23 protein-coding genes, 1 tRNA gene and 1 other RNA gene are annotated in these 24,621 nt (G+C 44.8%); 24 read left to right on the top strand and 1 reads right to left on the bottom strand.

What is annotated here, in order from left to right:
* From hisF to CU633_RS06360, 9 genes are all read left to right on the top strand, one after another.
* The gene (gene hisF / locus CU633_RS06400) at window positions 1-759 is read left to right on the top strand and encodes an imidazole glycerol phosphate synthase subunit HisF (protein ID WP_101658894.1); all 759 of its coding nucleotides are present in this window, start codon (window positions 1-3) and stop codon (window positions 757-759) included.
* The gene (gene hisIE / locus CU633_RS06395) at window positions 756-1,397 is read left to right on the top strand and encodes a bifunctional phosphoribosyl-AMP cyclohydrolase/phosphoribosyl-ATP diphosphatase HisIE (RefSeq protein ID WP_101658893.1); all 642 of its coding nucleotides are present in this window, start codon (window positions 756-758) and stop codon (window positions 1,395-1,397) included. The genes hisF and hisIE overlap by 4 nt, the downstream gene beginning before the upstream one ends.
* Window positions 1,398-1,593: 196 nt before the next feature.
* Window positions 1,594-3,099: a tetratricopeptide repeat protein gene (locus CU633_RS06390; RefSeq protein WP_101658892.1), complete on the top strand. Its 1,506-nt coding sequence runs from the start codon at window positions 1,594-1,596 to the stop codon at window positions 3,097-3,099.
* Window positions 3,100-3,220: 121 nt separating this feature from the next.
* On the top strand, window positions 3,221-4,171 hold the full coding sequence (gene trxB, locus CU633_RS06385; protein WP_101658891.1) for a thioredoxin-disulfide reductase: 951 nt from the start codon (window positions 3,221-3,223) through the stop codon (window positions 4,169-4,171).
* A 388-nt stretch (window positions 4,172-4,559) separates the two neighbouring features.
* Entirely contained in the window at window positions 4,560-5,018 is a 459-nt protein-coding gene (locus CU633_RS06380) for an NUDIX hydrolase (RefSeq protein WP_101658890.1), read from the top strand.
* A 28-nt stretch (window positions 5,019-5,046) separates the two neighbouring features.
* Window positions 5,047-5,937, top strand: coding sequence for an RNase adapter RapZ (gene rapZ, locus CU633_RS06375; RefSeq protein ID WP_101658889.1), 891 nt, complete (start codon window positions 5,047-5,049; stop codon window positions 5,935-5,937).
* On the top strand, window positions 5,934-6,917 hold the full coding sequence (locus tag CU633_RS06370) for a gluconeogenesis factor YvcK family protein (RefSeq protein ID WP_308314715.1): 984 nt from the start codon (window positions 5,934-5,936) through the stop codon (window positions 6,915-6,917). The genes rapZ and CU633_RS06370 overlap by 4 nt, the downstream gene beginning before the upstream one ends.
* 37 nt (window positions 6,918-6,954) lie before the next feature.
* Entirely contained in the window at window positions 6,955-7,905 is a 951-nt protein-coding gene (gene whiA / locus CU633_RS06365; RefSeq protein WP_101658888.1) for a DNA-binding protein WhiA, read from the top strand.
* Window positions 7,906-7,928: 23 nt separating this feature from the next.
* A complete protein-coding gene (locus tag CU633_RS06360) occupies window positions 7,929-8,186 on the top strand; it encodes an HPr family phosphocarrier protein (RefSeq protein WP_101658887.1) in 258 nt (85 codons plus the stop codon).
* Window positions 8,187-8,221: 35 nt separating this feature from the next.
* Here CU633_RS06360 and clpP read toward each other — a convergent pair whose 3' ends face one another.
* Window positions 8,222-8,827: an ATP-dependent Clp endopeptidase proteolytic subunit ClpP gene (gene clpP, locus CU633_RS06355; protein WP_101658886.1), complete on the bottom strand. Its 606-nt coding sequence runs from the start codon at window positions 8,825-8,827 to the stop codon at window positions 8,222-8,224.
* A gap of 318 nt (window positions 8,828-9,145) precedes the next feature.
* Here clpP and CU633_RS06350 point away from each other — a divergent pair.
* From CU633_RS06350 to ssrA, 15 genes are all read left to right on the top strand, one after another.
* A tRNA-Arg gene (locus CU633_RS06350) sits at window positions 9,146-9,217 on the top strand.
* Window positions 9,218-9,833: 616 nt separating this feature from the next.
* Complete coding sequence (gene rpoN / locus CU633_RS06345; RefSeq protein WP_101658885.1) at window positions 9,834-11,156, top strand: RNA polymerase factor sigma-54; 1,323 nt, start codon at window positions 9,834-9,836, stop codon at window positions 11,154-11,156.
* A gap of 15 nt (window positions 11,157-11,171) precedes the next feature.
* Window positions 11,172-11,414, top strand: coding sequence for a glutaredoxin family protein (locus tag CU633_RS06340; protein ID WP_101658884.1), 243 nt, complete (start codon window positions 11,172-11,174; stop codon window positions 11,412-11,414).
* Between the two features lie 143 nt (window positions 11,415-11,557).
* The gene (locus CU633_RS06335) at window positions 11,558-12,574 is read left to right on the top strand and encodes a sugar-binding transcriptional regulator (RefSeq protein WP_101659015.1); all 1,017 of its coding nucleotides are present in this window, start codon (window positions 11,558-11,560) and stop codon (window positions 12,572-12,574) included.
* Window positions 12,575-12,630: 56 nt separating this feature from the next.
* On the top strand, window positions 12,631-13,638 hold the full coding sequence (gap, locus tag CU633_RS06330) for a type I glyceraldehyde-3-phosphate dehydrogenase (protein WP_101658883.1): 1,008 nt from the start codon (window positions 12,631-12,633) through the stop codon (window positions 13,636-13,638).
* Between the two features lie 155 nt (window positions 13,639-13,793).
* A complete protein-coding gene (locus CU633_RS06325; RefSeq protein ID WP_101658882.1) occupies window positions 13,794-14,978 on the top strand; it encodes a phosphoglycerate kinase in 1,185 nt (394 codons plus the stop codon).
* Between the two features lie 49 nt (window positions 14,979-15,027).
* Window positions 15,028-15,789 (top strand): triose-phosphate isomerase, encoded by a 762-nt coding sequence (gene tpiA, locus CU633_RS06320; protein ID WP_101658881.1) that lies wholly within the window; start codon window positions 15,028-15,030, stop codon window positions 15,787-15,789.
* On the top strand, window positions 15,782-17,317 hold the full coding sequence (gpmI, locus tag CU633_RS06315; protein ID WP_101658880.1) for a 2,3-bisphosphoglycerate-independent phosphoglycerate mutase: 1,536 nt from the start codon (window positions 15,782-15,784) through the stop codon (window positions 17,315-17,317). The genes tpiA and gpmI overlap by 8 nt, the downstream gene beginning before the upstream one ends.
* Before the next feature lie 25 nt (window positions 17,318-17,342).
* Window positions 17,343-18,638: a phosphopyruvate hydratase gene (gene eno, locus CU633_RS06310; RefSeq protein ID WP_101658879.1), complete on the top strand. Its 1,296-nt coding sequence runs from the start codon at window positions 17,343-17,345 to the stop codon at window positions 18,636-18,638.
* Window positions 18,639-18,783: 145 nt separating this feature from the next.
* Window positions 18,784-19,494: a hypothetical protein gene (locus tag CU633_RS06305; protein ID WP_101658878.1), complete on the top strand. Its 711-nt coding sequence runs from the start codon at window positions 18,784-18,786 to the stop codon at window positions 19,492-19,494.
* A gap of 126 nt (window positions 19,495-19,620) precedes the next feature.
* Window positions 19,621-19,854, top strand: coding sequence for a preprotein translocase subunit SecG (secG, locus tag CU633_RS06300; protein ID WP_101658877.1), 234 nt, complete (start codon window positions 19,621-19,623; stop codon window positions 19,852-19,854).
* Between the two features lie 210 nt (window positions 19,855-20,064).
* Window positions 20,065-20,811 (top strand): alpha/beta hydrolase, encoded by a 747-nt coding sequence (locus CU633_RS06295; RefSeq protein WP_101658876.1) that lies wholly within the window; start codon window positions 20,065-20,067, stop codon window positions 20,809-20,811.
* A gap of 31 nt (window positions 20,812-20,842) precedes the next feature.
* The gene (gene rnr, locus CU633_RS06290) at window positions 20,843-23,158 is read left to right on the top strand and encodes a ribonuclease R (protein WP_101658875.1); all 2,316 of its coding nucleotides are present in this window, start codon (window positions 20,843-20,845) and stop codon (window positions 23,156-23,158) included.
* 132 nt (window positions 23,159-23,290) lie between these two features.
* Window positions 23,291-23,758 carry an SsrA-binding protein SmpB gene (gene smpB, locus CU633_RS06285; protein WP_101658874.1) on the top strand — a complete coding sequence of 156 codons (468 nt, stop codon included), beginning with the start codon at window positions 23,291-23,293 and terminating at the stop codon, window positions 23,756-23,758.
* A gap of 144 nt (window positions 23,759-23,902) precedes the next feature.
* Window positions 23,903-24,241: a transfer-messenger RNA gene (gene ssrA, locus CU633_RS06280) on the top strand.
* Window positions 24,242-24,621 lie beyond the last annotated feature (380 nt).

Genomic DNA, 24,621 nt, shown 5'->3' with positions numbered 1-24,621 from the left:
ATGCTTACAAAAAGGATTATCCCTTGTCTGGACGTCAAGGAAGGCCGGGTTGTAAAAGGGATCCAATTCGTTCAGCTCCGCGATGCAGGTGATCCAGTCGAGCTGGCGCGCTTTTACGATCAGCAGGGCGCGGATGAGCTCGTCTTTTTAGATATTTCGGCTTCGCATGAAGGACGAAAAACAATGGTTGAAGTCGTAAAGGCGGTTGCTTCACAACTGGCCATTCCGTTTACCGTTGGCGGCGGCATCAATTCGCTGGAGGATATGAAACGAATTTTGCGCGCGGGTGCTGATAAAGTATCATTAAATACGGCAGCTGTACTAAATCCCGGCTTAATTACCGAAGGAGCTGAATTTTTCGGAACCCAATGCATCGTCGTCGCGATCGATGCAAAATATGACCCGGAAATCGGCTCATGGCGGGTGTATACTCACGGTGGCAGGACGCCGACTGATCGCGAAGTCGTCGCCTGGGCGCAGGAAGCTGTCGAGCGGGGCGCAGGAGAAATCCTCCTGACGAGCATGGATAGCGATGGCGAGAAAAACGGTTTTGATCTTGCTTTAACAAAAGCGGTCAGTGAGGCAGTAACAGTTCCCGTAATTGCTTCAGGAGGAGCGGGCAGCGGCGGGCATTTTGCCGATGCTTTTATAAACGGCAAAGCGGATGCAGCCCTCGCTGCTTCGATTTTTCACTATAAAGAGACATCTGTCAGCGAAGTAAAACAGCTTTTACGGGAGAGAGGAGTGCATGTCCGTTGAATATCGACGAGATCCGCTTTGATGAAAAGGGACTTGTTGCAGCTATTGTCCAGGATGCTGTTACAAAAGAAGTTCTGACGCTTGCCTATATGAATCGGGAATCTCTTGAAAGATCGATTGAAACAGGAGAAACGTGGTTTTTTAGCCGTTCGCGCCAGGAGCTCTGGCATAAGGGGGCGACAAGCGGGAATACGCAGAAAATTGTCAAGATGACATATGATTGTGATGGAGACGCCATTCTCGTCCTCGTCAACCCGAACGGACCTGCCTGCCATAATGGTACAGTCAGCTGCTTTACTAACTCTTTATATGCGGCGGAGTCAAACACGGCTGAAAATAACAGCGCAGCGGAATATGAGATTCTCACCAAGCTTGAGCAGGTAATTAAAGAGCGGCAACAGCAGCGCCCTGAAGGAGCTTATACGACCTATTTATTTGAAAAAGGCGTCGATAAAATCCTGAAGAAGGTCGGCGAAGAAGCAGCAGAGGTGATCATTGCCGCGAAAAACCGCGATCCTGAGGAACTGAAGTGGGAAGCGGCAGATCTTATCTTCCATCTGTTTGTCCTGCTCAGGGAACAGGAGCTTCCTTTTAGCGAAATTCTAGATGTTTTGGAAAAACGGCATACAGAAAAATAATCAGGGGCGGCCCATTTGTGGACCGCTTCTTTATTTGACCCGGTATTTGTTAAGAGGGACGCTAAATGGAGGCCGCTTTCCAACCGGGCACGATTGTTCAATGACTGGAGCATCGAATTGCAGTCCATTCCCTTCTCTACTTGCTTGCACATATGGTATACTACTGTAGTTAAAATCGATTTATTTGGAGGATTTCATGGGGAAAGACTCAAAAGCTAGACAACAGCCAGGAAAATTATTACCGTTCGCCCCAACTGGTGAGTATTATTTCTCAAAAGGGATTAAAGCATACCACCGCAGGGATTTAAATAAAGCAAAAAAATATATGCATCGGGCCATGCAGCTTGAGCCTGGCGAACCGATGATTGTTTGCCAGCTTGCCGTCATTTGCGCGGAACTGGGAGATTATCAATATTCAAACAGTCTTCTGCATATGATTCTGGAAGAGCTAGATGAAGAAATGGCGGAATGCCATTATTTTTTAGCCAATAATTATGCCCATCTTGGATTTTTTAAAGATGCTTACCATCATGCCAATTTGTATTTGGATCTCGATCAGGATGGCGAGTTCACGGAAGATACGGAAGATCTGCTTGATCTTCTTACTCTGGAAGCGGAGGAGCTTGAAGAAGAGCTTTACGATCAGGATGATCTTATGATCAGGCAAGAGCATGCCCGGGAGCTTCTTGAAGCAGGCCATTTCCCAAAGGCTGTAGCAATACTGAATGGCGTCATCAAAGAATATCCGGAATATTGGTCAGCCTATAACAATTTGGCGCTTGCTTATTTTTATCTCGGTGAAACCGAAAAGGCTTCCGGCATTCTTGACGAAGTGCTGAAGCTTAATCCAGGGAATTTGCACGCGATTTGCAACAGGCTCGTATTTTCCTATTATGAAAATAAGACGGAGGAAGTAAACGAGTTGAAAGAAGTGCTTCGTAAAATCAAGCCGATTTCTGTTGAACACCAATATAAGCTGGGCGCAACATTCGCATTGATCGGCGAGTATGAGCATGCCTACGTGTGGCTTCGAAAGCTGCAGCGCCAAGGTTACGAAGGTGACGGCGGGTTTTATTATTGGCTGGCTTATGCGGCATACTTTACGGAACGCGAGCAGGCAGCAAAGATGATCTGGAAAAAGGTACTTGAACTGAACCCGGAAAAGGAAGGTCTCGAACCATGGAATGAAGACCGCGATCCGGCAAATGGCTTTGAAGACCACATCCCGTCGATCATGAAGAAGCTTGCGAGCAACTATCCGGAAGAGAGATTATTTGCGTTATTCCTAACAGCACATTCGAATAAAAAAAATGATATCCTTGCGTCCGGGCAAATGATTGCGAATCAAAGATTTACTGCGATTGAAAAGCAGTATGTAGTCTTATTGAATCAGAAAGCAGCGGGTCTCGAAGCCCATCTGGCAAAAATGGCCCATGATACAGCTGAGTGGCTTTACCGTTTCCACCGCCCGATCGGAACAAAGGAAGCAGGACTGTATCTAATGTGGTTTTCCGTGTTTGTAGAGGCTGTGAAGGCAGGCCAGGATCTAAAAAATACAAAAGCTTGGGCTGCGGCTATCGAGTATGTATGGCATAAGCTGAGAAACGAAAAAGTGCCCCAGCATACAATTGCCAAGCAATACGGGCTGTCAGGGTCAACGCTGCAAAAGTATGTAAAAATGGTGAATATCTGCCTGCAATGAGCAAATACTTGGACGATAACAGCCTTATTTTATAGGATATGAGTAGATAGGATATAAATATAATGATTCAAAAAAATCCATGAAGTCATACGGATCCTCGTGGACGAAGGAGTGGACCAACGTGTCAGAAGAAAAAATTTATGATGTGATAATTGCCGGTGCCGGTCCTGCTGGAATGACGGCCGCTGTCTATACATCCCGTGCCAATTTATCCACTTTAATGATCGAACGTGGTGTGCCGGGCGGCCAGATGGCCAACACAGAAGAGGTGGAAAACTATCCTGGTTTTGACCATATTTTGGGGCCGGATTTATCAACAAAGATGTTTGAACATGCCAAAAAATTTGGCGCAGAATATGCCTATGGGGATATAAAAGAGATCATTGACGGCGAAGAATATAAGACGGTTATTGCCGGATCGAAGCAATACAAGGCCCATGCGGTCATCATTACGACCGGCGCCGAATATAAAAAGCTCGGTGTGCCTGGTGAAAAAGAACTCGGCGGCCGCGGTGTATCGTATTGCGCGGTTTGTGACGGAGCTTTCTTTAAGGGCAGAGAGCTTGTTGTTGTCGGCGGAGGAGACTCGGCAGTAGAGGAAGGCGTTTACTTAACCCGCTTTGCTACAAAGGTGACGATTGTTCATCGCCGCGATGAGCTTCGTGCCCAGGCGATCCTCCAGGAACGCGCTTTTGCCAATGACAAAATCGACTTCATCTGGAACCACACAGTTAAAGAAATCAACGGTAAAGATGGAAAAGTCGGAAGTGTCACCCTTGTTTCTACCCAAACAGGGGAAGAGCGGGAATTTGCGGCGGATGGTGTGTTTATTTACATCGGAATGGTGCCGCTCTCCAAACCGTTTGCCAATCTTGGCATCACCAATGCAAACGGCTATATCGAAACGAATGAATTGATGGAAACAAAAGTGCCCGGCATCTTTGCTGCGGGTGACATTCGTGAAAAAACTCTCCGGCAAATTGTTACGGCTACTGGAGACGGAAGCATCGCGGCCCAAAGTGCCCAGCATTACATTGAAGAACTGAAGGAAGCACAAAAGGCGAAAGCTTAATTTTTGTAAATCAAATTTCACAATTGAAGCATTCAACGGCTTGAAGGATTGGGCCTCGGTTTCACTGCGGATGTCCATTCCTTTACAAAAAAGTCATTATGTTTTAATTCTGCTGTAACAGTAGTGAAATAATATTGAGGTAGAATAGGAATAGAAATTGACCCCCTTTTAAGAATATATTTTTCTGCAGCACAGGCTAACCTGTGCTATTTTTTTTGTCAATGCAACAGTTTATCAGCTGTTACGAGCATGATTATATATTTTTTTCCTAAAATTATCCGGTTTCTATTCATTGTAGCTGTATGTCAAAAATAGTATAATGAGAAGAATGAAATATCGGCTCTTCAAAAGCCGGGTAACAATGGACGGATGAGTTGAGGTGGAATTCGTGCAGCGGGTAACAAATTGTGTCTTGCTTAAAGAGGACAAAATTCTTTTATTGCAAAAACCCCGCCGCAGCTGGTGGGTCGCTCCCGGTGGGAAGATGGAGCCGGGGGAATCCGTAAGGGATTCATGTATAAGGGAATATCGTGAAGAAACGGGCATATACTTGCGGAACCCAAATATTAAAGGGATTTTCACCTTTATTATGAAGAATGGTGACCAGTTGGTCTCGGAATGGATGATGTTTACTTTTTTTGCAACCGAGGCGGATGGTGTTCACCTGGAAGAAACCGAAGAGGGTATCCTCGCCTGGCACGGCCTGGAAGAGATAAAAAATTTGCCGATGGCAGCAGGCGACTATCATATACTTGATTATATGATCTACGGTAAAGGAGTTATTTATGGGACGTTTACTTATACTCCGGATTTTGAATTAATCAGTTACCGTCTGGATCCGAGTTAGAAAGATTCTATTACAGGGGGAAATGAAAATGAGTACCGGTGCTAACGATACCCAATTGGTTATCATTACAGGAATGTCAGGGGCAGGGAAAACGGTAGCGATCCAAAGCTTTGAGGATCTCGGTTTTTTTTGCGTCGATAACTTGCCGCCTACTTTATTGCCAAAGTTTCTTGAACTGATGAAGGAATCTGGGAATAAAATGAATAAAGTGGCGCTGGTTATGGATTTAAGAGGGAGAGAATTTTTCGACCACCTCTTTAAAGCATTGGATGATCTTGCCGAAACGTCATGGGTTGCGCCGCAAATACTCTTCCTTGATGCGGATGACAATACACTGGTGAGAAGATATAAGGAAACACGCCGTGTTCATCCGCTTGCTCCGGCAGGCCTGCCGCTCGAAGGGATTAAGCTGGAAAGGCAGCTGCTTGAAGAGCTGAAAGGAAGAGCACAGCTCATTTATAACACGTCCCAGATGAAACCACGCGAACTTAGAGAGAAAATTTTAACCGAATTCTCAGCCGATAAAAAAATGATCTTCACAGTGAATGTCGTGTCTTTCGGCTTCAAGCATGGCCTGCCAATCGATGCTGATCTTGTCTTTGATGTCCGTTTTTTACCGAATCCGCACTATATTGAACATATGCGGCCAAAAACAGGACTCGATGAAGAGGTTTCAAGCTACGTGTTGAAATGGATTGAAACACAAAAGTTTTTGGAAAAGGTAACCGAACTGCTCAGCTTTATGCTTCCCCACTATAAGCGTGAAGGGAAAGCCCAGCTCGTGATCGCGATTGGATGTACCGGAGGGCAGCACAGGTCGGTTGCGCTTGCAGAATATATTGGCCATTATTTTGAGAATGACTATCATACAAAAATTGCGCACCGGGATATTGAGAAAAGAAAGGACCCAACGACATGACCATCGAACAACAACCTAGAATAGTCATCATCGGAGGCGGGACGGGATTGCCGGTCTTGTTGCGCGGGCTTAAGCAACTCCCAGTTGACATTACCGCGATTGTAACAGTGGCTGACGATGGTGGAAGCTCAGGGCGAATTAGAAATGAGCTGAAGATCCCAGCGCCCGGTGATATCAGGAACGTCCTGGCCGCGCTTTCCGATGTTGAGCCGCTGATCGAAGAAATGTTTCAGCACAGGTTCAAAACTTCGAACGAGCTTTCCGGCCATTCACTCGGAAATTTAATCCTGGCGGCAATGACTTCAATAACCGGAAATTTTGTGCATGCAATCCAGGAAATGAGCAAGGTTTTAAACGTTCGCGGCAAGGTGCTGCCAGCCGCGAACCAAAGTGTTGTTCTCCATGCCGAAATGGAAGATGGCACGATCGTGTCGGGAGAATCGAAAATTCCTTTCTCGGGGAAACGCATTAAAAAAGTATTTTTATCACCAAAAAAAATTAAATCCTTACCGGAAACGCTTCATGCGATCAGGCAGGCCGATTTGATTATCATCGGTCCCGGAAGTTTATACACAAGCATTCTCCCGAATTTGCTTGTTCCGCGGCTTGGTGAAGAGGTATGCCGGTCAAAAGCAAGAAAGGTATATATTTGCAATTTAATGACGCAGGCAGGAGAAACACATGATTTTACTGCAAGCGACCATGTGAAAGCCATTTATGAACATATGGACTGTGCTTTTATCGATACCATTTTAGTCCATAATCAAGAAATTCCGCTCGATCTCCAATATCGCTACAAGGAAGAGCTGGCCCAGCCTGTCCAGTATGATTTGGCAAAGCTTTACGAGCTTGGCCTTAACGTTGTCCATGGCGATATTGTCAGCTTTGAAGACGGGGTCATTCGCCATGACACAAAAAAAGTTGCCGATTTATTATTTTCTTTGCTTATGGATGAAACTAAACAGAGGTTCAATGCGTAATACGTAATGCAACCGTTTGTCTACAGGGGGTGAAGGGATGTCTTTCGCTTCGGAAACGAAAAAGGAATTGACGAATATGGAGATAAAGGATTGCTGCGGAAAAGCGGAGTTGTCTGCCTTAATCCGCATGAATGGCTCCCTCTCTTTTTCCAATCGAAAGCTGGTTGTTGACATTCAAACAGAAAATGCAGCAATCGCAAGAAGAATTTATACATTGATAAAAAGGAGCTACGAGCATGTCCAGGTCGAGCTCCTTGTCCGCAAAAAAATGCGTTTAAAAAAGAACAACGTCTATATTGTGCGCCTTTCAGAAGACGGAAAAAGGATTTTGGAGGACTTAAAAATCCTTGGAGACGGGTTTACTTTTATCCACGATATCTCCAAGGAGCTTGTTAAAAAGAAATGCTGTAAGCGTTCTTATTTACGGGGAGCCTTTTTGGCGGGAGGATCGGTGAACAACCCGGAAACGTCCTCCTACCATCTTGAAGTGTTTTCCCTTTACCAGGAACACAATGACTCCCTATGTGAACTAATGAATTTGTTCGATTTAAACAGCAAAACGCTTGAGCGGAAAAAAGGCTTTATTACGTATTTAAAGGAAGCTGAAAAAATCACCGAGTTTTTAAACATTATCGGTGCCCATAACGCGCTTTTGCGCTTTGAAGACATTCGCATTGTCCGCGATATGAGAAATTCGGTTAACCGGCTTGTCAATTGTGAAACGGCAAACTTAAATAAAACAATCGATGCAGCATTGCGGCAAGTAGAAAATATCCGCTTTATTGAGCAGACGGTCGGTCTTGAAGTTTTACCGGCAAAGTTAAGGGAAATTGCGGAGCTGCGTGTCGCTTACCAGGATGTTACGTTAAAGGAGCTTGGCGAGATGGTCTCCGGAGGGGAGATCAGCAAATCTGGAATCAACCACCGGCTGAGAAAAATTGATGAAATAGCTGAGAAGCTTCGCGCTGGACAGCCAGTCGGAGATTGATAGAAAAACCGGGAGGAATTGGGATGGTAGAGAGAAAAGTTGAAGTAAAATTAAAAACGGGCTTACAGGCACGGCCAGCCGCATTGTTTGTGCAGGAGGCAAATCGTTTTTCTTCCGATATATTTCTGGAGAAAGACGGCAAAAAAGTGAATGCGAAAAGCATCATGGGGTTAATGAGCCTTGCAGTCAGTGCCGGTTCCACGGTAACCTTGATTGCTGAAGGGCATGATGAGCAAAAAGCGCTTGAAGAACTCGCAAACTACATCCAAAAAGAAAATTAAAAAACTCGCGCCGATTGGCACGAGTTTTTTATTGCTTATTTTTTGTCGTTGTTTTCGCTGGGGTTTCTAGTGATAATTTGGTCGACTAAGCCATATTCAAGCGCTTTGTCGGCCGTCATAAAGTTATCGCGATCTGTATCCCTTGCGATCACTTCAAGTGGCTGGCCTGTGCGTTCAGCAAGAATTTGGTTTAGCTTGTCACGCAAGAATAAAATGCGTTTTGCAGCAATTTCAATTTCAGTTGCCTGGCCTTGCGCTCCGCCAAGCGGCTGGTGAATCATAACTTCACTGTTAGGAAGCGCATAGCGTTTGCCTTTTGTGCCGGCAGCAAGTAAAAATGCCCCCATTGAAGCAGCCATGCCGATACAAATCGTTTGCACATCCGGCTTGATAAACTGCATGGTGTCATAAATCGCCATTCCGGCAGTAATGCTTCCGCCCGGGCTGTTAATGTAGATGGATATATCTTTCTCCGGGTTTTCCGCTTCAAGGAACAACAACTGGGCGACAATTGAATTGGCGACATGGTCATCAATTCCGCTGCCAAGCATAATGATCCGGTCCTTTAAAAGGCGGGAATAAATATCGTAAGCACGCTCGCCCCGGTTTGTCTGTTCAATAACTGTAGGGATTAAATTCATTTACGCTTCCTCCTCCAATATAAAGACATCAAACATACATTGGTAATGCAGTTCTTCCATAGAAGAATTAGTATGTATTGCTATCATACAATGATGGTCAATAAAGGTCAAACAAATCGCATCCGACAGTGGGGAAATCGTTCGACACATGTATGATTGGGAAAAAACTGCTCCGTTTCCATCTTACCCAAAGTATATTTTTTTAAACGCAAATCTTGCTTGCAAAGAATCAAAACATGCCCTATAATAGTAAATCGTAGTGCTTAAATGATTAGCGGCTAATTATTATGAAATAAGGCGCTGCCAGGCGTTTAATAGGCCCTCGTGGTGCAATGGATAGCACGCAAGATTCCGGTTCTTGAAATTCGGGTTCGAATCCTGACGAGGGCGCTGCCAAAAACCTTTTTCTGATCACAAATCAGGGAGAGGTTTTTTTATTATTGGTGGTGAGTATCGCGTTAGTTGGATCTCATTACGAGTTCGAATTTCGCTCATAAATTTGAGATTCCGCTCATAAATTTTGAACCCGCTCATAAAATTGAAATTCCGCTCGTAAATCTGAAATTCCGCTCGTAAATTTTGATTTCCGCTCGTAAATCTGAGATTTCGCTCGTAAATTTTGATTTCCGCTCGTAAATCTGAGATTCCGCTCATAAATTTTGATTTCCGCTCATAAATCTGAAATTGCGCTCATAAATTTTGATTTCCGCTCGTAAATCTGAGATTCCGCTCGTAAATTTTGATTTCCGCTCGTAAATCTGAGATTCCGCTCGTAAATTTTGATTTCCGCTCATAAATCTGAAATTCCGCTCATAAATTTCGAAAACCGCTCATAAATTCAGTTTCTGTTCATAAAACTTGAATACATATAAAAAATCCTAAATTTCGGCTCGGCATAATAACTATTCAGCTCCTAATTCACGACAGGGGTCGTTCAATTACAAATAATTTTCCATACACCATTGCTGCTCCTTATTGTAAAATGGGGAAAGGGGGGGAATGCAGAATGAATTTTAAAGCGGGACTTTGGCAGCAGCAAACTTTAAAATTGACGCTTACGCAGGAGCTGACTCAAGCAATTGCGCTTTTGCAGTATTCTGCTCAGGAGCTGAACGCTTTCCTCGAAAATAAAGCAGCAGAGAACCCCCTTTTACAGCTGGATTCAGGCAATTTTCAAACCGCCATTGATCCGCGGATGGACAGGAGTAAATCCTCGTGGAAAAATAGCCAAAAAGACAAGCAAAGCTGGATCGAACAAATCGGCGAGAAGGTTGTCTCTTTAGATGAATACTTGCGCTCACAAATCAATTTTAAACAAGTCACAACGCGGCAAAAGCAGATTCTCACCGATTTCATCCTCAATATTGATGAAAACGGTTACTTATGCGATTGGCATGAAGCTGCGGCAAAATATCCGCAGCAAGAGGCGGAGCAATGTTTGCAGATCCTCCAACAATTGGATCCTGCCGGCATTGGTGCGCGCGGCCTTCAGGAATGTCTCCTGCTGCAGCTGCAAAGGCTTGAAAACAGAAATGCGCTGGCGGAAATGATTATATCCGATTATTTTCATCCATTTGCCAATAAGAACTGGAAGCTGATCTCGAAGCAGGCGGGAATAGACTTGAAAGAGATCCAGCATGTATACGACTTTATCCAAACGCTCAATCCAAGACCGGGTGCTCTTTTTCAGCAGCAAAAACCGGCGTATATGATCCCGGATGTAGTGATTGATTGGAATGGTATCGATTATACGGTGACCATCCTTGATTCCGTCATTCCGAAAATAAGCTTTAACCAAGCTTATTTTACCGAACTGTCATCCTATAATGACGACCAGGTCAGCCGGTTTCTTCAAGAAAAGCAGCAGGATTATTATTGGATTTTAAAAAGCCTTGAGCAGCGAAAAGAAACGCTGCTCAAGGTAACCATGAAAATCGTTGAAAAACAGCCGGATTTTTTCAGGAAAGGACGCGAAGGACTCAAACCATTAACAATGAAAGAGATAGCCGATGAACTGGGCATTCATGAGTCGACAGTCAGCAGGGCGGTAAGGGAAAAATATGCGCAAACCCCATTTGGAACCATTGAATTAAAATCGTTTTTCTCAAGCACAATCCAAACCGTTTCAAGTGAAAACACGTCATCGGCACAGGTGAAGAGTAAGATTGAAGCGTATGTTGCGGCTGAAAATAAACAAAAGCCGTTATCTGACCAGGAAATTGTGGCGAGGCTTGAGGAGGAAGGCATGATCGTTTCAAGGAGGACAGTCGCCAAATATCGCGAACAGCTGGGGATCGCTTCGTCCTCAAAAAGGAAAAGATACGAATAGAAGGAGAAATACTTGGTGCTTAAGCTTACTTTTTATACTCGAACCAAATGCCCTTTATGCGACAAGGCAAAAACCGCTTTAATGGAGATGCAATCGGAATATCCTTTCGAACTGGAAGAGCGGGATATTGACCAAAGTGATGAACTGACAGAGAAATACGGCCTGATGATCCCGGTTGTTGAACTTGACGGTGAGATGGTCCAATATGGCCATATTGATAAATTCGCCCTAAGTAAACGTTTGCAGAAAAAAAGATAAACATATGTGTTGAATTAGCGGTTCACTCCTGTTAAAATGAAAATGGAATCAGGAGTGATTTTTTTTTACCGTTAGCGGGACATAATATGTCACACCGGGACGTTTTGTGACCAATATCACTTCATTGAAGGAGAAACGGTATGATGAATTCATTATTTGATATCCAAAGAAGATTATTGCCCGATTTGCTTGATGTTATGCAAAAACGTTATCTAATCCTGCAGTACATAAACGTGATGCAGCCAGTGGGGAGAAGAAGTCTCGCGGTGAGCCTCGGACTCACCGAGCGCGTGCTTCGGTCGGAGGTCGAGTTTTTAAAAGGGCAGAGCCTGCTGTATTTTACAAGCCTCGGAATGAGTTTAACAGAAGAAGGCAAGGCCTTGTTGGAAAGACTTGATAGCATAATGAGGGGCATAACGGGTATAGACAAATTAGAGCGCCAGCTCGAAGTGCAGCTTGGCATCCAAAAAGTGATTATCGTCAATGGTGACAGCGACCAGTCACCATGGGTGAAGAATGAACTCGGGAGAGCATGCGCGATCTCGATGAAAGAACATCTTCACGACGAAAATATCATTGCCGTAACCGGTGGATCTACAATGGCGGCAGTTGCTGAAATGCTGACACTTGATTTTGGCAAGAATGATTTGCTGTTTGTACCTGCCAGAGGAGGGCTTGGTGAAGATGTGCAAAACCAGGCCAATACGATCTGTGCAAAAATGGCCGCGCAAACAGGGGCAAAGCACCGCGTTCTCTATGTGCCTGACCAGGTAAGCCGTGAAATTTATGAATCATTTATAAAAGAACCTTTTATTCATGAGGTGCTTGACTTAATCAAATCGGCAAGCATGGTTTTACATGGAATTGGAGACGCTATAACAATGGCAGAGCGCCGGAAAACGAGTGCGGAAGATTTGGAGATCATTCGCAAAAAGAAAGCTGTTGGCGAAGCTTTCGGCTATTATTTTGATGAAACCGGGGAAATTGTCCATAAAGTCCCAACGGTTGGATTGCAGCTTGGAGATTTGGCCGGGGTTGACAGCGTTTTGGCTGTCGCAGGCGGATCCTCAAAGGCAAAGGCGATTCGCGCTTATATGAAACAGGCTCCACCGTCGACGATTTTAATTACCGATGAAGGTGCCGCCAAGCAGTTGATATAAGGGTAATCCCCTTTATATAAATAAAAATCCTTAAATATTCAAAGGAGGAAATAATCATGGCAGTAAAAGTTGGTATTAACGGATTTGGCAGAATTGGACGTGTTGTTTTCCGTGCAGCACTGAACAATCCAAATTTAGAGGTAGTGGCGGTAAACGACTTAACAGATGCAAATATGCTTGCGCATTTATTAAAATATGACACTGTTCACGGCAAGCTGGACCAGGAAGTGACAGTTGATGGGGATTCCCTTGTTGTCGGCGGGAAAAAAGTAAAAGTTCTTGCTGAACGCGATCCTGCGCAACTGGGCTGGGGCGACCTTGGTGTTGAAGTGGTTGTTGAATCAACTGGCCGTTTCACAAAGCGTGCTGACGCTGCAAAGCATCTCGAAGCCGGTGCAAAAAAGGTTATTATCTCTGCTCCTGCGAGTGATGAGGATATCACCATCGTTATGGGTGTAAACCAGGATAAGTATGATCCTGCAAACCATCATGTCATCTCAAATGCTTCTTGTACTACTAACTGTTTGGCTCCTTTTGCGAAAGTTCTTAACGACAAGTTTGGAATTAAGCGTGGCATGATGACAACTGTTCACTCATACACAAATGACCAACAAATATTAGACTTGCCACACAAAGATTACCGTCGTGCCCGTGCAGCGGCTGAAAATATTATTCCAACAACAACTGGTGCTGCAAAAGCAGTTTCCCTCGTCCTGCCTGAACTAAAAGGTAAATTAAACGGTGGAGCAATGCGTGTTCCGACTCCAAACGTTTCTTTAGTAGACTTGGTGGCTGAGCTTAACACAGATGTAACAGCTGAACAACTCAATGCTGCTTTCAAAGAAGCTTCAGAGGGCGAACTTAAAGGAATTCTAGGCTACAGCGAAGAGCCGCTAGTATCCAGAGACTACAACGGAAGCCAATATTCTTCCACAATCGATGCCCTTTCCACAATGGTCATGGAAGGCAGCATGGTCAAAGTTATTTCTTGGTATGACAACGAATCAGGTTATTCAGCCCGTGTAGTGGACCTTGTTGATTACATCGCTCAAAAAGGGCTATAAGACTAAAAGAATAAATATCCTTCGTTCATATAGAATTGATGGATATTAACATCGTGAACCACTATAATATAGACGGATGAAAAGGGGAGCGGGGATCATAGCCCCACTCCCTTTTACTCGTCCATGCCGATCATCAAAAAGGAGGTTCTTTTGCCATGAATAAAAAAACCGTAAAAGATGTGGATGTTAAAGGGAAAAAAGTGTTTTGCCGTGTTGATTTTAACGTTCCGATGAAGGATGGAGCGATTACGGACGAAACACGGATCAGGGCTGCGCTGCCGACGATTCAATATTTAACAGAACAGGGAGCCAGGGTCATTTTGGCATCCCATCTCGGCCGTCCGAAAGGCCAGGTTGTTGAGGAGCTAAGGCTTACTCCGGTTGCCGCCCGATTGTCGGAGCTTCTTGGCAAAGAAGTCAAGAAAACGGATGAAGCATACGGAGAGTCTGTTATCAAAGAAATTGACACAATGTCTGATGGCGATGTGCTCCTCCTTGAAAACGTCCGTTTCTATAAGGGCGAAGAAAAAAATGACCCTGAGCTGGCAAAAGCATTTGCCGACTTGGCCGACATTTATGTCAATGACGCTTTCGGAGCTGCCCACCGTGCCCATGCTTCAACCGAAGGAATTGCTCACCATCTTCCAGCGGTTTCAGGCATGTTAATGGAAAAAGAATTGGCGGTGCTTGGCAAAGCATTGTCCAATCCGGAACGTCCTTTCACAGCCATTATTGGCGGTGCGAAGGTGAAAGATAAAATCGGTGTTATCGACAATCTGCTCGACAAGGTTGATAACTTAATTATTGGCGGCGGCTTGGCCTACACCTTTGTAAAAGCAAACGGAAATGAGATCGGAAAGTCATTGCTTGAGGAAGACAAAATCGATCTGGCAAAATCGTTTATGCAAAAAGCAAAAGAAAAAGGCGTGAACTTCTATATGCCGGTTGATGCGGTTGTTGCAGATGATTTTTCACCTGAGGCAAACACAAGAGAAGTAGCGATTGAAGAGATTCCAGCTGATTGGGAAGCTTTGGATATCGGTCCGAAAACGGCGGAAATTTATCGCGATGTCATCAAGAATTCAAAATTAGTCATTTGGAACGGACCAATGGGTGTTTTTGAGTTTGATAAATTTGCAGGCGGAACGAAAGCGATCGCTGAAGCACTTGCCGAAGCAGACGATACATATTCGGTCATCGGCGGCGGGGATTCTGCAGCTGCAGTGGAAAAATTCAACCTTGCTGAAAAAATGAGCCATATCTCCACTGGCGGGGGTGCTTCGCTCGAATTTATGGAGGGCAAAGCACTTCCTGGCGTCGTTGCTTTACTGGATAAATAAACCGGGAATATATTTGCTCCCAGAATCAACACATGAAAGGATGTGCGACATGCGCAAGCCAATTATCGCAGGAAATTGGAAGATGCATAAAACTCTTGCAGAGGCTAAAGCCTTTATTGAAGAAGTGAACGGGCTGGTTCCTCCAAAAGAAAACATTGATTCGGTTGTTTGTGCCCCGGCATTGTTTTTGGAACAGTTAGTTGAAAGCACAAAAGACTATGATCTTGAAATCGGTGCCCAGAATATGCACTTCGAAGAAAGCGGTGCTTTTACAGGGGAAGTAAGCCCGAAAGCCCTTGCTGACCTTGGAGTGAAATATGTGATCATCGGACACTCAGAGCGCAGGGAAATGTTTAACGAAACCGATGAGTCGGTAAACAAAAAGACGCTTTCCGCATTTAAATACGGTTTGACACCAATTGTCTGCGTCGGTGAAACACTTGAACAGCGCGAAAACGGTGAAACGAATCAGCTTGTCGGAGACCAGGTGAAAAAAGCTTTAAATAGTTTAACAGAAGATCAGGTTAAACAAACTGTCATTGCTTATGAACCAATCTGGGCGATTGGAACAGGTAAATCTTCAACTGCTGAAGATGCAAATGAAGTTTGCTCCCATATCCGCCAGGTTGTTGCCAACCAATTTTCACAAGCTGCAGCTGATGTGATCCGCATCCAATACGGCGGAAGCGTCAAGCCAGGCAATATTAAAGAATATATGGAACAGCCAGATATTGACGGAGCCCTTGTAGGCGGAGCCAGCCTTGAGGCCCAGTCATTCCTACAGCTATTGGAGGCAGGTCAGAATGAGTAAAGCCCCTGTTGCGCTCATCATCCTTGACGGGTTTGCTATAAGAGGCGAGCGAAAAGGGAATGCTGTTGCGCAGGCGAACAAACCGAATTTCGAACGATATTGGAACAAGTACCCCCATGCCAAGCTGATTGCATCCGGCGAAGCAGTCGGGCTTCCGGAAGGGCAAATGGGAAACTCCGAGGTCGGACACTTAAATATCGGAGCTGGCCGAATCGTTTATCAAAGCTTAACTCGAGTCAATATTTCGATTCGAGAAGGTGAATTTGCGAAGAATCAAACCTTCCTTGACGCAATGAGGCATGTAAAGGAAAAAGGCACGAAACTACATTTGTTCGGGCTTCTCTCTGATGGCGGTGTGCACAGCCATATTGACCATATGTTTGCTTTGTTGAAGCTTGCCGCTGAGCAGGGAGTCGACAAAGTCTATCTTCACGCGTTCCTTGATGGGCGCGATGTCGGACCGCAAACAGCACGGAAATATATTGAAGAAACTTTGGAGAAAATGAATGAGTACGGTGTAGGAGAGTTCGCCACAATCTCAGGCCGGTATTATTCGATGGACCGGGACAAGCGCTGGGAGCGTGTTGAAAAGTCATATCGCTCGATGGTATATGGAGAGGGTCCAGCCTATTCGAATCCATTGGAACTGATTGAAGACTCCTATAAAAACGGAATTTTTGATGAGTTTGTGCTTCCATCAGTGCTGACAAGACCTGATGGAAAACCGGTGGCAACGATTGAGGATGAAGATGCGGTTATTTTCTATAATTTCCGTCCTGACCGGGCCATTCAAATCTCGAATACTTTTACAAACAAGGATTTCCGTTCTTTTGACCGGGGACCAAAGCATCCAAACAACCTTCACTTCGTCTGTTTGACGCATTTCAGCGAAACGGTTGACGGCTATGTTGCCTTTAAACCAACGAATCTTGATAACACGATTGGAGAGGTTCTGTCGCAAAACGGCCTCAAACAGCTGCGGATCGCCGAAACTGAAAAGTATCCTCACGTTACGTTCTTTATGAGCGGCGGACGCGAAGAGAAATTTCCTGGTGAAGAAAGAATATTAATTCCATCGCCAAAGGTTGCGACTTACGATCTTAAGCCGGAAATGAGCGCATATGAAGTAACGGATGCACTCGTGAAGGAGATAGAAGCGGATAACTTTGATGCGATTATTTTAAACTATGCAAATCCTGATATGGTTGGACATTCAGGGATGCTCGAACCGACAATCAAAGCGGTCGAAACGGTCGATGAATGCCTGGGCCGCCTGGTCGAGTTGATTATCGCAAAAGGCGGAACAGCGATTATCACTGCTGACCATGGGAACGCGGATGAAGTAGTCACCATCGATGGGCACCCAATGACTGCCCATACAACGAATCCGGTACCTGTTATTGTGACAAAAGAAGGTGTTGAATTACGGGAAGACGGAATTCTCGGCGACCTCGCACCGACGATGCTCGACCTTTTAAATGTAGCAAAACCAGTTGAAATGACTGGAGAATCTTTAATAAAAAAATAATTTATCCAAAAGGAGAGATTTTGATATGCCATTTATCCAACATGTATACGCACGTGAAGTTCTTGATTCCCGCGGAAATCCGACAGTTGAAGTAGAAGTGATTACCGAATCCGGTTTCTTCGGCCGGGCGATCGTGCCATCAGGCGCTTCCACCGGCGAGTATGAAGCAGTTGAGCTTCGTGACGGTGACAAATCACGCTATCTTGGCAAAGGCGTCCAAAAAGCAGTTGAAAACGTGAATGAAGTGATCGCAGAAGCGGTTATTGGCATGGACGTTACAGACCAGGTCGGTATTGACCGTGCGATGATCGAACTTGACGGTACTGACAATAAAGGGAAATTGGGTGCGAACGCGATTCTTGGTGTTTCGATGGCGGTTGCCCATGCTGCAGCAGAGTCCGTCGGCTTGCCTTTATACCGCTACCTTGGCGGATTCAATGCGACTCAGCTGCCAACTCCAATGATGAATATCATCAACGGTGGTTCCCATGCCGACAATAACGTTGACTTCCAGGAATTTATGATCATGCCTGTCGGAGCACCAACTTTTAGAGAAGCTATCCGCATGGGCGCAGAAGTGTTCCACTCCCTGAAAAAAGTTTTATCCGGCAAAGGCCTTAATACAGCAGTTGGTGACGAAGGCGGATTTGCTCCGAACCTTGGTTCAAACCGTGAAGCTTTAGAAGTCATTATTGAAGCAATTTCAAAGGCTGGCTATGAAGCAGGCAAAGATATTTTCCTTGCAATGGATGTCGCATCTTCCGAATTCTTCAATAAAGAAACAGGCAGGTATGACCTTGCAGGCGAAGGCCGCACAGGTTTAGCTTCTGAAGATATGGTTAACTTTTATGAAGAGCTTGTTAAAGAATTCCCGATTATCTCAATCGAAGATGGTTTGGATGAGAACGACTGGGAAGGCCATAAGCTGTTAACTGAGCGGATTGGCGGCAAGGTTCAGCTGGTTGGGGACGATCTATTCGTTACAAACACCAAGAAGCTTGCTGAAGGAATCGAAAAAGGAATTGCCAACTCCATCCTGATCAAGGTGAACCAAATTGGTACACTGACAGAAACATTTAATGCGATCGAAATGGCGAAGCGTGCCGGTTACACAGCCGTTGTTTCCCACCGTTCCGGTGAAACAGAAGACGTAACGATTGCTGACATTGCTGTCGCAACAAATGCCGGACAAATCAAAACCGGTTCCATGTCCCGTACAGACCGAATCGCGAAATACAACCAGCTCCTCCGCATCGAAGACGAGCTCGGTGATTTAGCAGTATATGGCGGGCTAAACTCTTTTTATAATCTGAAAAAGTAATTTTTCCATGGCAGTAACAAAAAAACCTCCTACTTTGCATGAAGAATGCGAAGTATGGAGGTTTTTATCATTTCTAAGAAAGAATAAAGGAAGTAGTGGTAAAATAAAAGATAATAAATCCAATGATTAGAGGCAGGTATCATAGATGAAAAGAAATAGTTGGTTTATTTTATTATTTATTGCGGTCATCGCTTTAACCATTTGGTTCTTTTATCTAAAGGTAATTGATAATAGACATGCCGGAATGTCAATCATCCCTGAACAAGAAGATGACATTCCGTTATTTGAAGGTTTAGAGCCGAATGAACATGATTATGTTCTCGCCGGCAACCGCGTAAATGACATCTATGATTTTTATGAAAGAGAACTGCCGAAAAACGGTTGGAAAGTATCGCAAAAACCAATATTGGAGATGAACCAGGACAACCATGAGTCAAGCTTCTATTCACAGTGGAAGAAATCAGGATTTGATGGAGAGTTGTCTGTTTCAGCCCATTATAACAAGCAGGAGGGGCGCACAGAGGTAGTGTTTGATAAAACCCCTATCCACACCTTCACAACATGGATTACGAAGATTCCAGATCATATTTGCATTTACGGGAATTCCCCAAACGAGGAATGTACAGAAATAAACGACAAAGATACGATCAATGAAATCGTCTATTTTATTAATCATGCCATAGATTGGGATAAAAAAGCTTCATCCCGTGAAAAAATCAGTGAGATAGATTTCGGTAACTTAAAGGTGAATGTTTCATTTGGAGCTGACCGGGCCATTTATCTTCAATCGGATAAGGGTACGAAATATATGAAGCCTGAACGAGAGTTTCTGGAACTTCTAAACATTCAAGAATAGGTGACAATGGTTTTGCTGTAAAATGGAGCAGTCTCTTGTATAAGGCTCAGATTGTTATTGTTTAATGGAAGGAAATATGATACAGTAAAAATACTGTGAAGGCACGTTTTATGGGAGGTGGACTTCTTGCACGCAGTATTAGTCACACTATTGGTTATCGTATGTATCGCACTTATCGTAGTGGTACTTCTTCAATCAGGAAAAAGCGCAGGGCTTTCCGGAGCGATTTCCGGCGGTGCTGAACAATTGTTCGGAAAGCAAAAAGCACGGGGACTTGACTTGATTCTCCACCGCATTACAATCGTTCTCTCGGTTTTATTCTTTATATTAACGATTGCGGTTTCGTATTTTGATCTGTAAAAATGACAATAAATCCTGGCCTGTGACGGGTCAGGTTTTTTTATGCTTAAAATGGACCAGGATCATCTGGATGTTTGCTGCAAATACACATAGATCAGTGCGTTTTAGTGGAATGTTAGGAATAGGTTTGCTAAAAATAAAGTACTTGTGAGTCAAAGTTTAACTAAGAGTACGTACGGAAATATTATGTTGGAAAAGGAGTTTTCATAGATGAATATCGTTATGCCGAAGCCGTTTACTTTTGAAGGGGGAAAGCGGGCGGTTTTGCTTTTACATGGATTTACGGGAAATTCAGCAGATGTCCGTATGCTTGGCCGCTTTCTTGAGAAAAAAGGTTATACCAGCCATGCGCCCCATTACAAAGGCCACGGCGTTCCTCCGGAAGAGCTTGTTCATACCGGTCCTGAAGATTGGTGGCAGGATGTGATTGGAGGCTATGAGTTTTTGAAAAACAAGGGCCATAATGAAATCGCCGTTGCCGGACTTTCACTGGGAGGCGTCTTCGCCTTGAAACTGGGTTATACGGTGCCAGTAAAGGGTATTGTTCCGATGTGTGCACCAATGCATATTAAAAGTGAAGAGGTCATGTATAAAGGAATCCTGTCCTATGCCCGCGAATATAAGAGTCGTGAAGGCAAAAGTGAAGTGCAAATTGAACAGGAAATGAATGAATTCCAGAAAACGCCGATGAATACATTAAAAGCACTGCAAAACCTGATTGCCGATGTCCGCAATCATGTTGATATGATATATGCCCCGACCTTTGTCGTCCAGGCGCGGCATGATGAGATGATTAATACAGAAAGTGCGAATATTATTTATAATGAAGTTGAGTCTGAGCAAAAGGAACTGAAATGGTACGAGGAATCGGGACACGTCATCACGCTCGACAAAGAGCGCGACCAGCTTCATGAAGATATTTATCAGTTTTTAGAAAGCTTAAATTGGCAAGAATAAAAGCAAAAGCCCTGAAAAGGAGGGGATTATAATGGATGAAACCATCCAGCACCATATTGACCGGCTCTTGCAATATATGAAGGATGAGGCGTATAAGCCGCTGACAGTCCAGGAACTTGAAGAAGCCTTCGGGATTGAAGATTCATCAACATTCAAAGATTTTGTTAAAGCCCTGGTTGTGATGGAAGAAAAGGGGCTCGTTGTCAGAACGCGCAGCAACCGCTACGGCCTGCCGGAAAAAATGAATCTGATTCGCGGCCGGTTGTCCGGCCATGCGAAAGGGTTTGCCTTCGTTATCACGGACGAGCCGGGGATGGATGATATTTTCGTTCCGCCAAACGAAATGAATAATGCGATGCACGGTGATATTGTATTAGTCCGTGTGTCAGCGGAAAGCTCGGGACAACGGCGCGAAGGAACAATCGTCCGGATTCTTGAGCGCGGCATCAAGCAAATCGTTGGAACGTACACAGAAAGCAAGCATTTCGGATTTGTCCTTCCTGATGATAAAAAGTTTACCAGCGATATTTTTATTCCGAAGTCTGCCTCAAAAGGAGCCATCGAAGGACATAAAGTCGTTGTTAAACTGACAACATATCCGGAAGGACGCAAAAGTGCAGAGGGCGAAGTGGTCGAAATTCTCGGCCATAAAAACGATCCGGGCGTGGATATTCTCTCGATCATTTACAAGCATGGCCTGCCGATGGAGTTTCCTCAGGAAGTGCTTGAACAGGCGAACGAAACGCCCGACACCATTGCTGAAAGCGAAATTGCCAACCGCAGGGATTTGCGAAATGAAACGATCGTAACGATTGACGGTGCGGATGCGAAGGATCTTGATGATGCGGTTACGGTGTCAAAGCTCGACAATGGCCATTACAAGCTCGGCGTCCATATTGCCGATGTCAGTTATTATGTTCAGGAAAATTCGCCGATTGACAGGGAAGCAGAGGAGCGCGGAACGAGCGTCTACCTGGTTGACCGGGTGATTCCGATGATTCCGCACCGTCTCTCGAACGGAATTTGTTCGTTGAATCCGCAGGTGGACAGGCTTACCCTTTCGTGTGAAATGGAAATTGCACCTGACGGAGAAGTGGTTCACCACGAGATTTTTCAAAGTGTCATTAAAACGACAGAGCGCATGACCTACACGGATGTAAAAAAGATTCTCGTTGATGAGGATGAAGATCTAATCAAGCGATATGAGCCGCTTGTTCCGATGTTTAAATTGATGGAAGAGCTGTCTTTGGTGTTGAGGAGAAAGCGGATGAACAGAGGGGCAATCGATTTTGATTTTAAAGAGGCAAAGGTACTCGTGGATGAAGACGGGAAGCCATCTGACGTGGTGATTCGTGAACGTACAGTAGCCGAGCGCCTGATCGAAGAGTTCATGCTTGCGGCGAACGAAACGGTTGCCGAGCATTTTCACTGGATGGATGTCCCGTTCATTTACCGGATTCATGAAGATCCGAAGGAAGACAAATTGCGGCGCTTTTTCGAGTTTATCACCAATTTTGGCTATATTGTAAAAGGGACCGCCAATTCGGTCCACCCAAAAGCGCTTCAGGAAATTATTGAAGAAGTCCAGGGCAAACCTGAAGAAATGGTCATCTCTACTGTCATGCTCCGCTCAATGCAGCAGGCAAAATATAACCCGAACAGCCTGGGCCACTTTGGGCTTTCGGCTGAATATTATACGCATTTTACCTCACCGATCCGCCGCTATCCCGATTTGATTGTGCACCGCTTGATCCGCACATATTTAATCGAAGGGAAGCTTGACCCGGCAACAAGGGAGAAATGGAATGCGCGCCTTCCGGAGATTGCTGAGCACTCGTCCAACATGGAACGCCGCGCTGTTGATGCCGAGCGGGAAACGGATGAACTGAAAAAAGCAGAATTTATGGAAGACAAAATTGGCGTCGAATATGATGGCATCATCAGCTCTGTCACAAATTTCGGGATGTTTATCGAGCTCCCGAACACAATTGAAGGGCTTGTCCATGTCAGTTATATGACCGATGATTATTACCGTTATGATGAGCGCCACTATGCGATGATCGGTGAGCGGACCGGCAATGTCTTTCGGATTGGTGATGAAATAACGGTCCGTGTTGTCAAAGTAAATAAAGAGGAACGGTCGATCGACTTTGAAATCGTCGGCATGAAAGGGACACGCCGCCGCGACACAACTGGCGCACCACGTGTTTTTAAAGCAGGCGACGGTCCGGGGAAACCGCGTGCCGGAAAAGCGGCAGAAAACGGCGGAGCCAAGAAAAAGCCGAAGAAGAACAAACGGTTTTATGAAAATGCACCTAAAGCAAAGCGCAAGAAAAAAAGCCGTTAAACTAGCTAATGAGAGAGCCTTCCCTGGCCTCTCTTTCCCGCTGGAACGTTGTGAGTCCGGCGTTTTTTTGTTAAAATAGAGGGATAAATAGAAACATGTTTTTCCCTGCTGAAGGGAAAAGGGGGAAATATCATGCCAAAGGGCGAGGGAAAGACTGTCGCACAAAATAAAAAAGCATACCATGATTATTTTATCGAAGAAACATATGAAGCCGGCATTGTTCTTCAAGGAACTGAAATCAAAGCAATCCGCGCCGGCAGAGTAAACCTTAAGGATGCCTTCGCACGAATCCAAAACGGTGAAGTGTTTTTATACAATATGCATATCAGCCCGTACGAACAGGGAAACCGCTATAACCACGACCCATTGCGGACGAGAAAGCTTCTTCTGCATAAAAAGCAGATCAATAAGTTGATCGGCGAAACAAAAGAGGCAGGTTACTCGCTTGTTCCGGTCAAGCTTTATTTGAAAAACGGATATGCGAAGGTATTAATTGGCCTGGCCAAGGGTAAAAAGCAATACGATAAGCGTGAAGACTTGAAAAAGAAAGAAGCAAAACGCGAAATCGAGCGGGCTTTCCGGGATAAACAGAAGATATAACAGCCAGCATCCAACTATTGAAAAATACCAACAATATGGTATAATAGTATTTGTCACTACTTTGTGGCACAAACTTAATGCTCATCATCTCGAGCGTACGTAACTCCTCCGTGAGTCTTGCAGGACCTTTTATAATGGGGACGCTACGGATTCGACAGGGATAGTTTGAGCTTAAGTTGCGAGTCGAGGGGATCGGCCTCGTTAAAACGTCAAAGCCAATAACTGGCAAAGAAAACAACAACCTCGCTTTCGCTGCTTAATAACAGTCGATAGCGGTTCCTCCCTCCATCGCCCATGTGGTAGGGTAAGGGACTCACTTTAAGTGGGCTACGCCGGATTCCACCGTCTGAGGATGAAGGAAGAGAACAACCAGACTAGCTGCCCGGACGCCTGTCGATAGGCAGAAGGTGCAGTGAAACGCTAGTATATCGACTACACTCGTAGAAGCTTAAGTGCCAATATCTTTGGACGTGGGTTCGATTAGTAACTAGTCGCCTTGTGTGGCAACACACAAGTGAAAATCTGGCTTTATCGGTGAAACCTAAGTCGCTGTCCGCGATAAGGCAATGCCGAGCGGTATGTGGAGCAATCCAACAGCCGTGTATCGACTTATAGGCTGCCATGATCTGAATGGTAGTACTAGGATGCGAGATCCTGCTTGATTCCAAGTAAATTTACATTTCGCATAAGACGCCAGAGAACCTGGACATTGCAGGTTCAAGATATAGTCAGTGCCATGACGAAAGCATGGAACAACATGTCCCACCGTCTCCACCATACATATCTATGGTGGTTTTTTTAAAAGATAAGAAAGTATAAAATTTTGGGTCTACCACGGTCATCTAGGCTGTGGTATTTTTATT

The organism is Bacillus sp. V3-13 (assembly GCF_002860165.1).
In the GTDB taxonomy this organism is placed as follows: domain Bacteria; phylum Bacillota; class Bacilli; order Bacillales; family Cytobacillaceae; genus Bacillus_BJ.
The sequence above is the reverse complement of the archived record's forward strand: the minus strand, read 5'-3'. Positions and strand labels throughout refer to the sequence as shown.

Bases quoted from the DNA above. Each gene is read 5' to 3' on its own strand.
- hisF (WP_101658894.1), top strand. From the start codon at position 1: ATGCTTACAAAAAGGATTATCCCTTGTCTGGACGTCAAGGAAGGCCGG.
- CU633_RS06390 (WP_101658892.1), top strand. From the start codon at position 1,594: ATGGGGAAAGACTCAAAAGCTAGACAACAGCCAGGAAAATTATTACCG.
- rapZ (WP_101658889.1), top strand. From the start codon at position 5,047: ATGAGTACCGGTGCTAACGATACCCAATTGGTTATCATTACAGGAATG.
- CU633_RS06370 (WP_308314715.1), top strand. From the start codon at position 5,934: ATGACCATCGAACAACAACCTAGAATAGTCATCATCGGAGGCGGGACG.
- whiA (WP_101658888.1), top strand. From the start codon at position 6,955: ATGTCTTTCGCTTCGGAAACGAAAAAGGAATTGACGAATATGGAGATA.
- CU633_RS06360 (WP_101658887.1), top strand. From the start codon at position 7,929: ATGGTAGAGAGAAAAGTTGAAGTAAAATTAAAAACGGGCTTACAGGCA.
- clpP (WP_101658886.1), bottom strand. From the start codon at position 8,827: ATGAATTTAATCCCTACAGTTATTGAACAGACAAACCGGGGCGAGCGT.
- rpoN (WP_101658885.1), top strand. From the start codon at position 9,834: ATGAATTTTAAAGCGGGACTTTGGCAGCAGCAAACTTTAAAATTGACG.
- CU633_RS06335 (WP_101659015.1), top strand. From the start codon at position 11,558: ATGAATTCATTATTTGATATCCAAAGAAGATTATTGCCCGATTTGCTT.
- gap (WP_101658883.1), top strand. From the start codon at position 12,631: ATGGCAGTAAAAGTTGGTATTAACGGATTTGGCAGAATTGGACGTGTT.
- CU633_RS06325 (WP_101658882.1), top strand. From the start codon at position 13,794: ATGAATAAAAAAACCGTAAAAGATGTGGATGTTAAAGGGAAAAAAGTG.
- tpiA (WP_101658881.1), top strand. From the start codon at position 15,028: ATGCGCAAGCCAATTATCGCAGGAAATTGGAAGATGCATAAAACTCTT.
- gpmI (WP_101658880.1), top strand. From the start codon at position 15,782: ATGAGTAAAGCCCCTGTTGCGCTCATCATCCTTGACGGGTTTGCTATA.
- eno (WP_101658879.1), top strand. From the start codon at position 17,343: ATGCCATTTATCCAACATGTATACGCACGTGAAGTTCTTGATTCCCGC.
- CU633_RS06305 (WP_101658878.1), top strand. From the start codon at position 18,784: ATGAAAAGAAATAGTTGGTTTATTTTATTATTTATTGCGGTCATCGCT.
- CU633_RS06295 (WP_101658876.1), top strand. From the start codon at position 20,065: ATGAATATCGTTATGCCGAAGCCGTTTACTTTTGAAGGGGGAAAGCGG.
- rnr (WP_101658875.1), top strand. From the start codon at position 20,843: ATGGATGAAACCATCCAGCACCATATTGACCGGCTCTTGCAATATATG.
- smpB (WP_101658874.1), top strand. From the start codon at position 23,291: ATGCCAAAGGGCGAGGGAAAGACTGTCGCACAAAATAAAAAAGCATAC.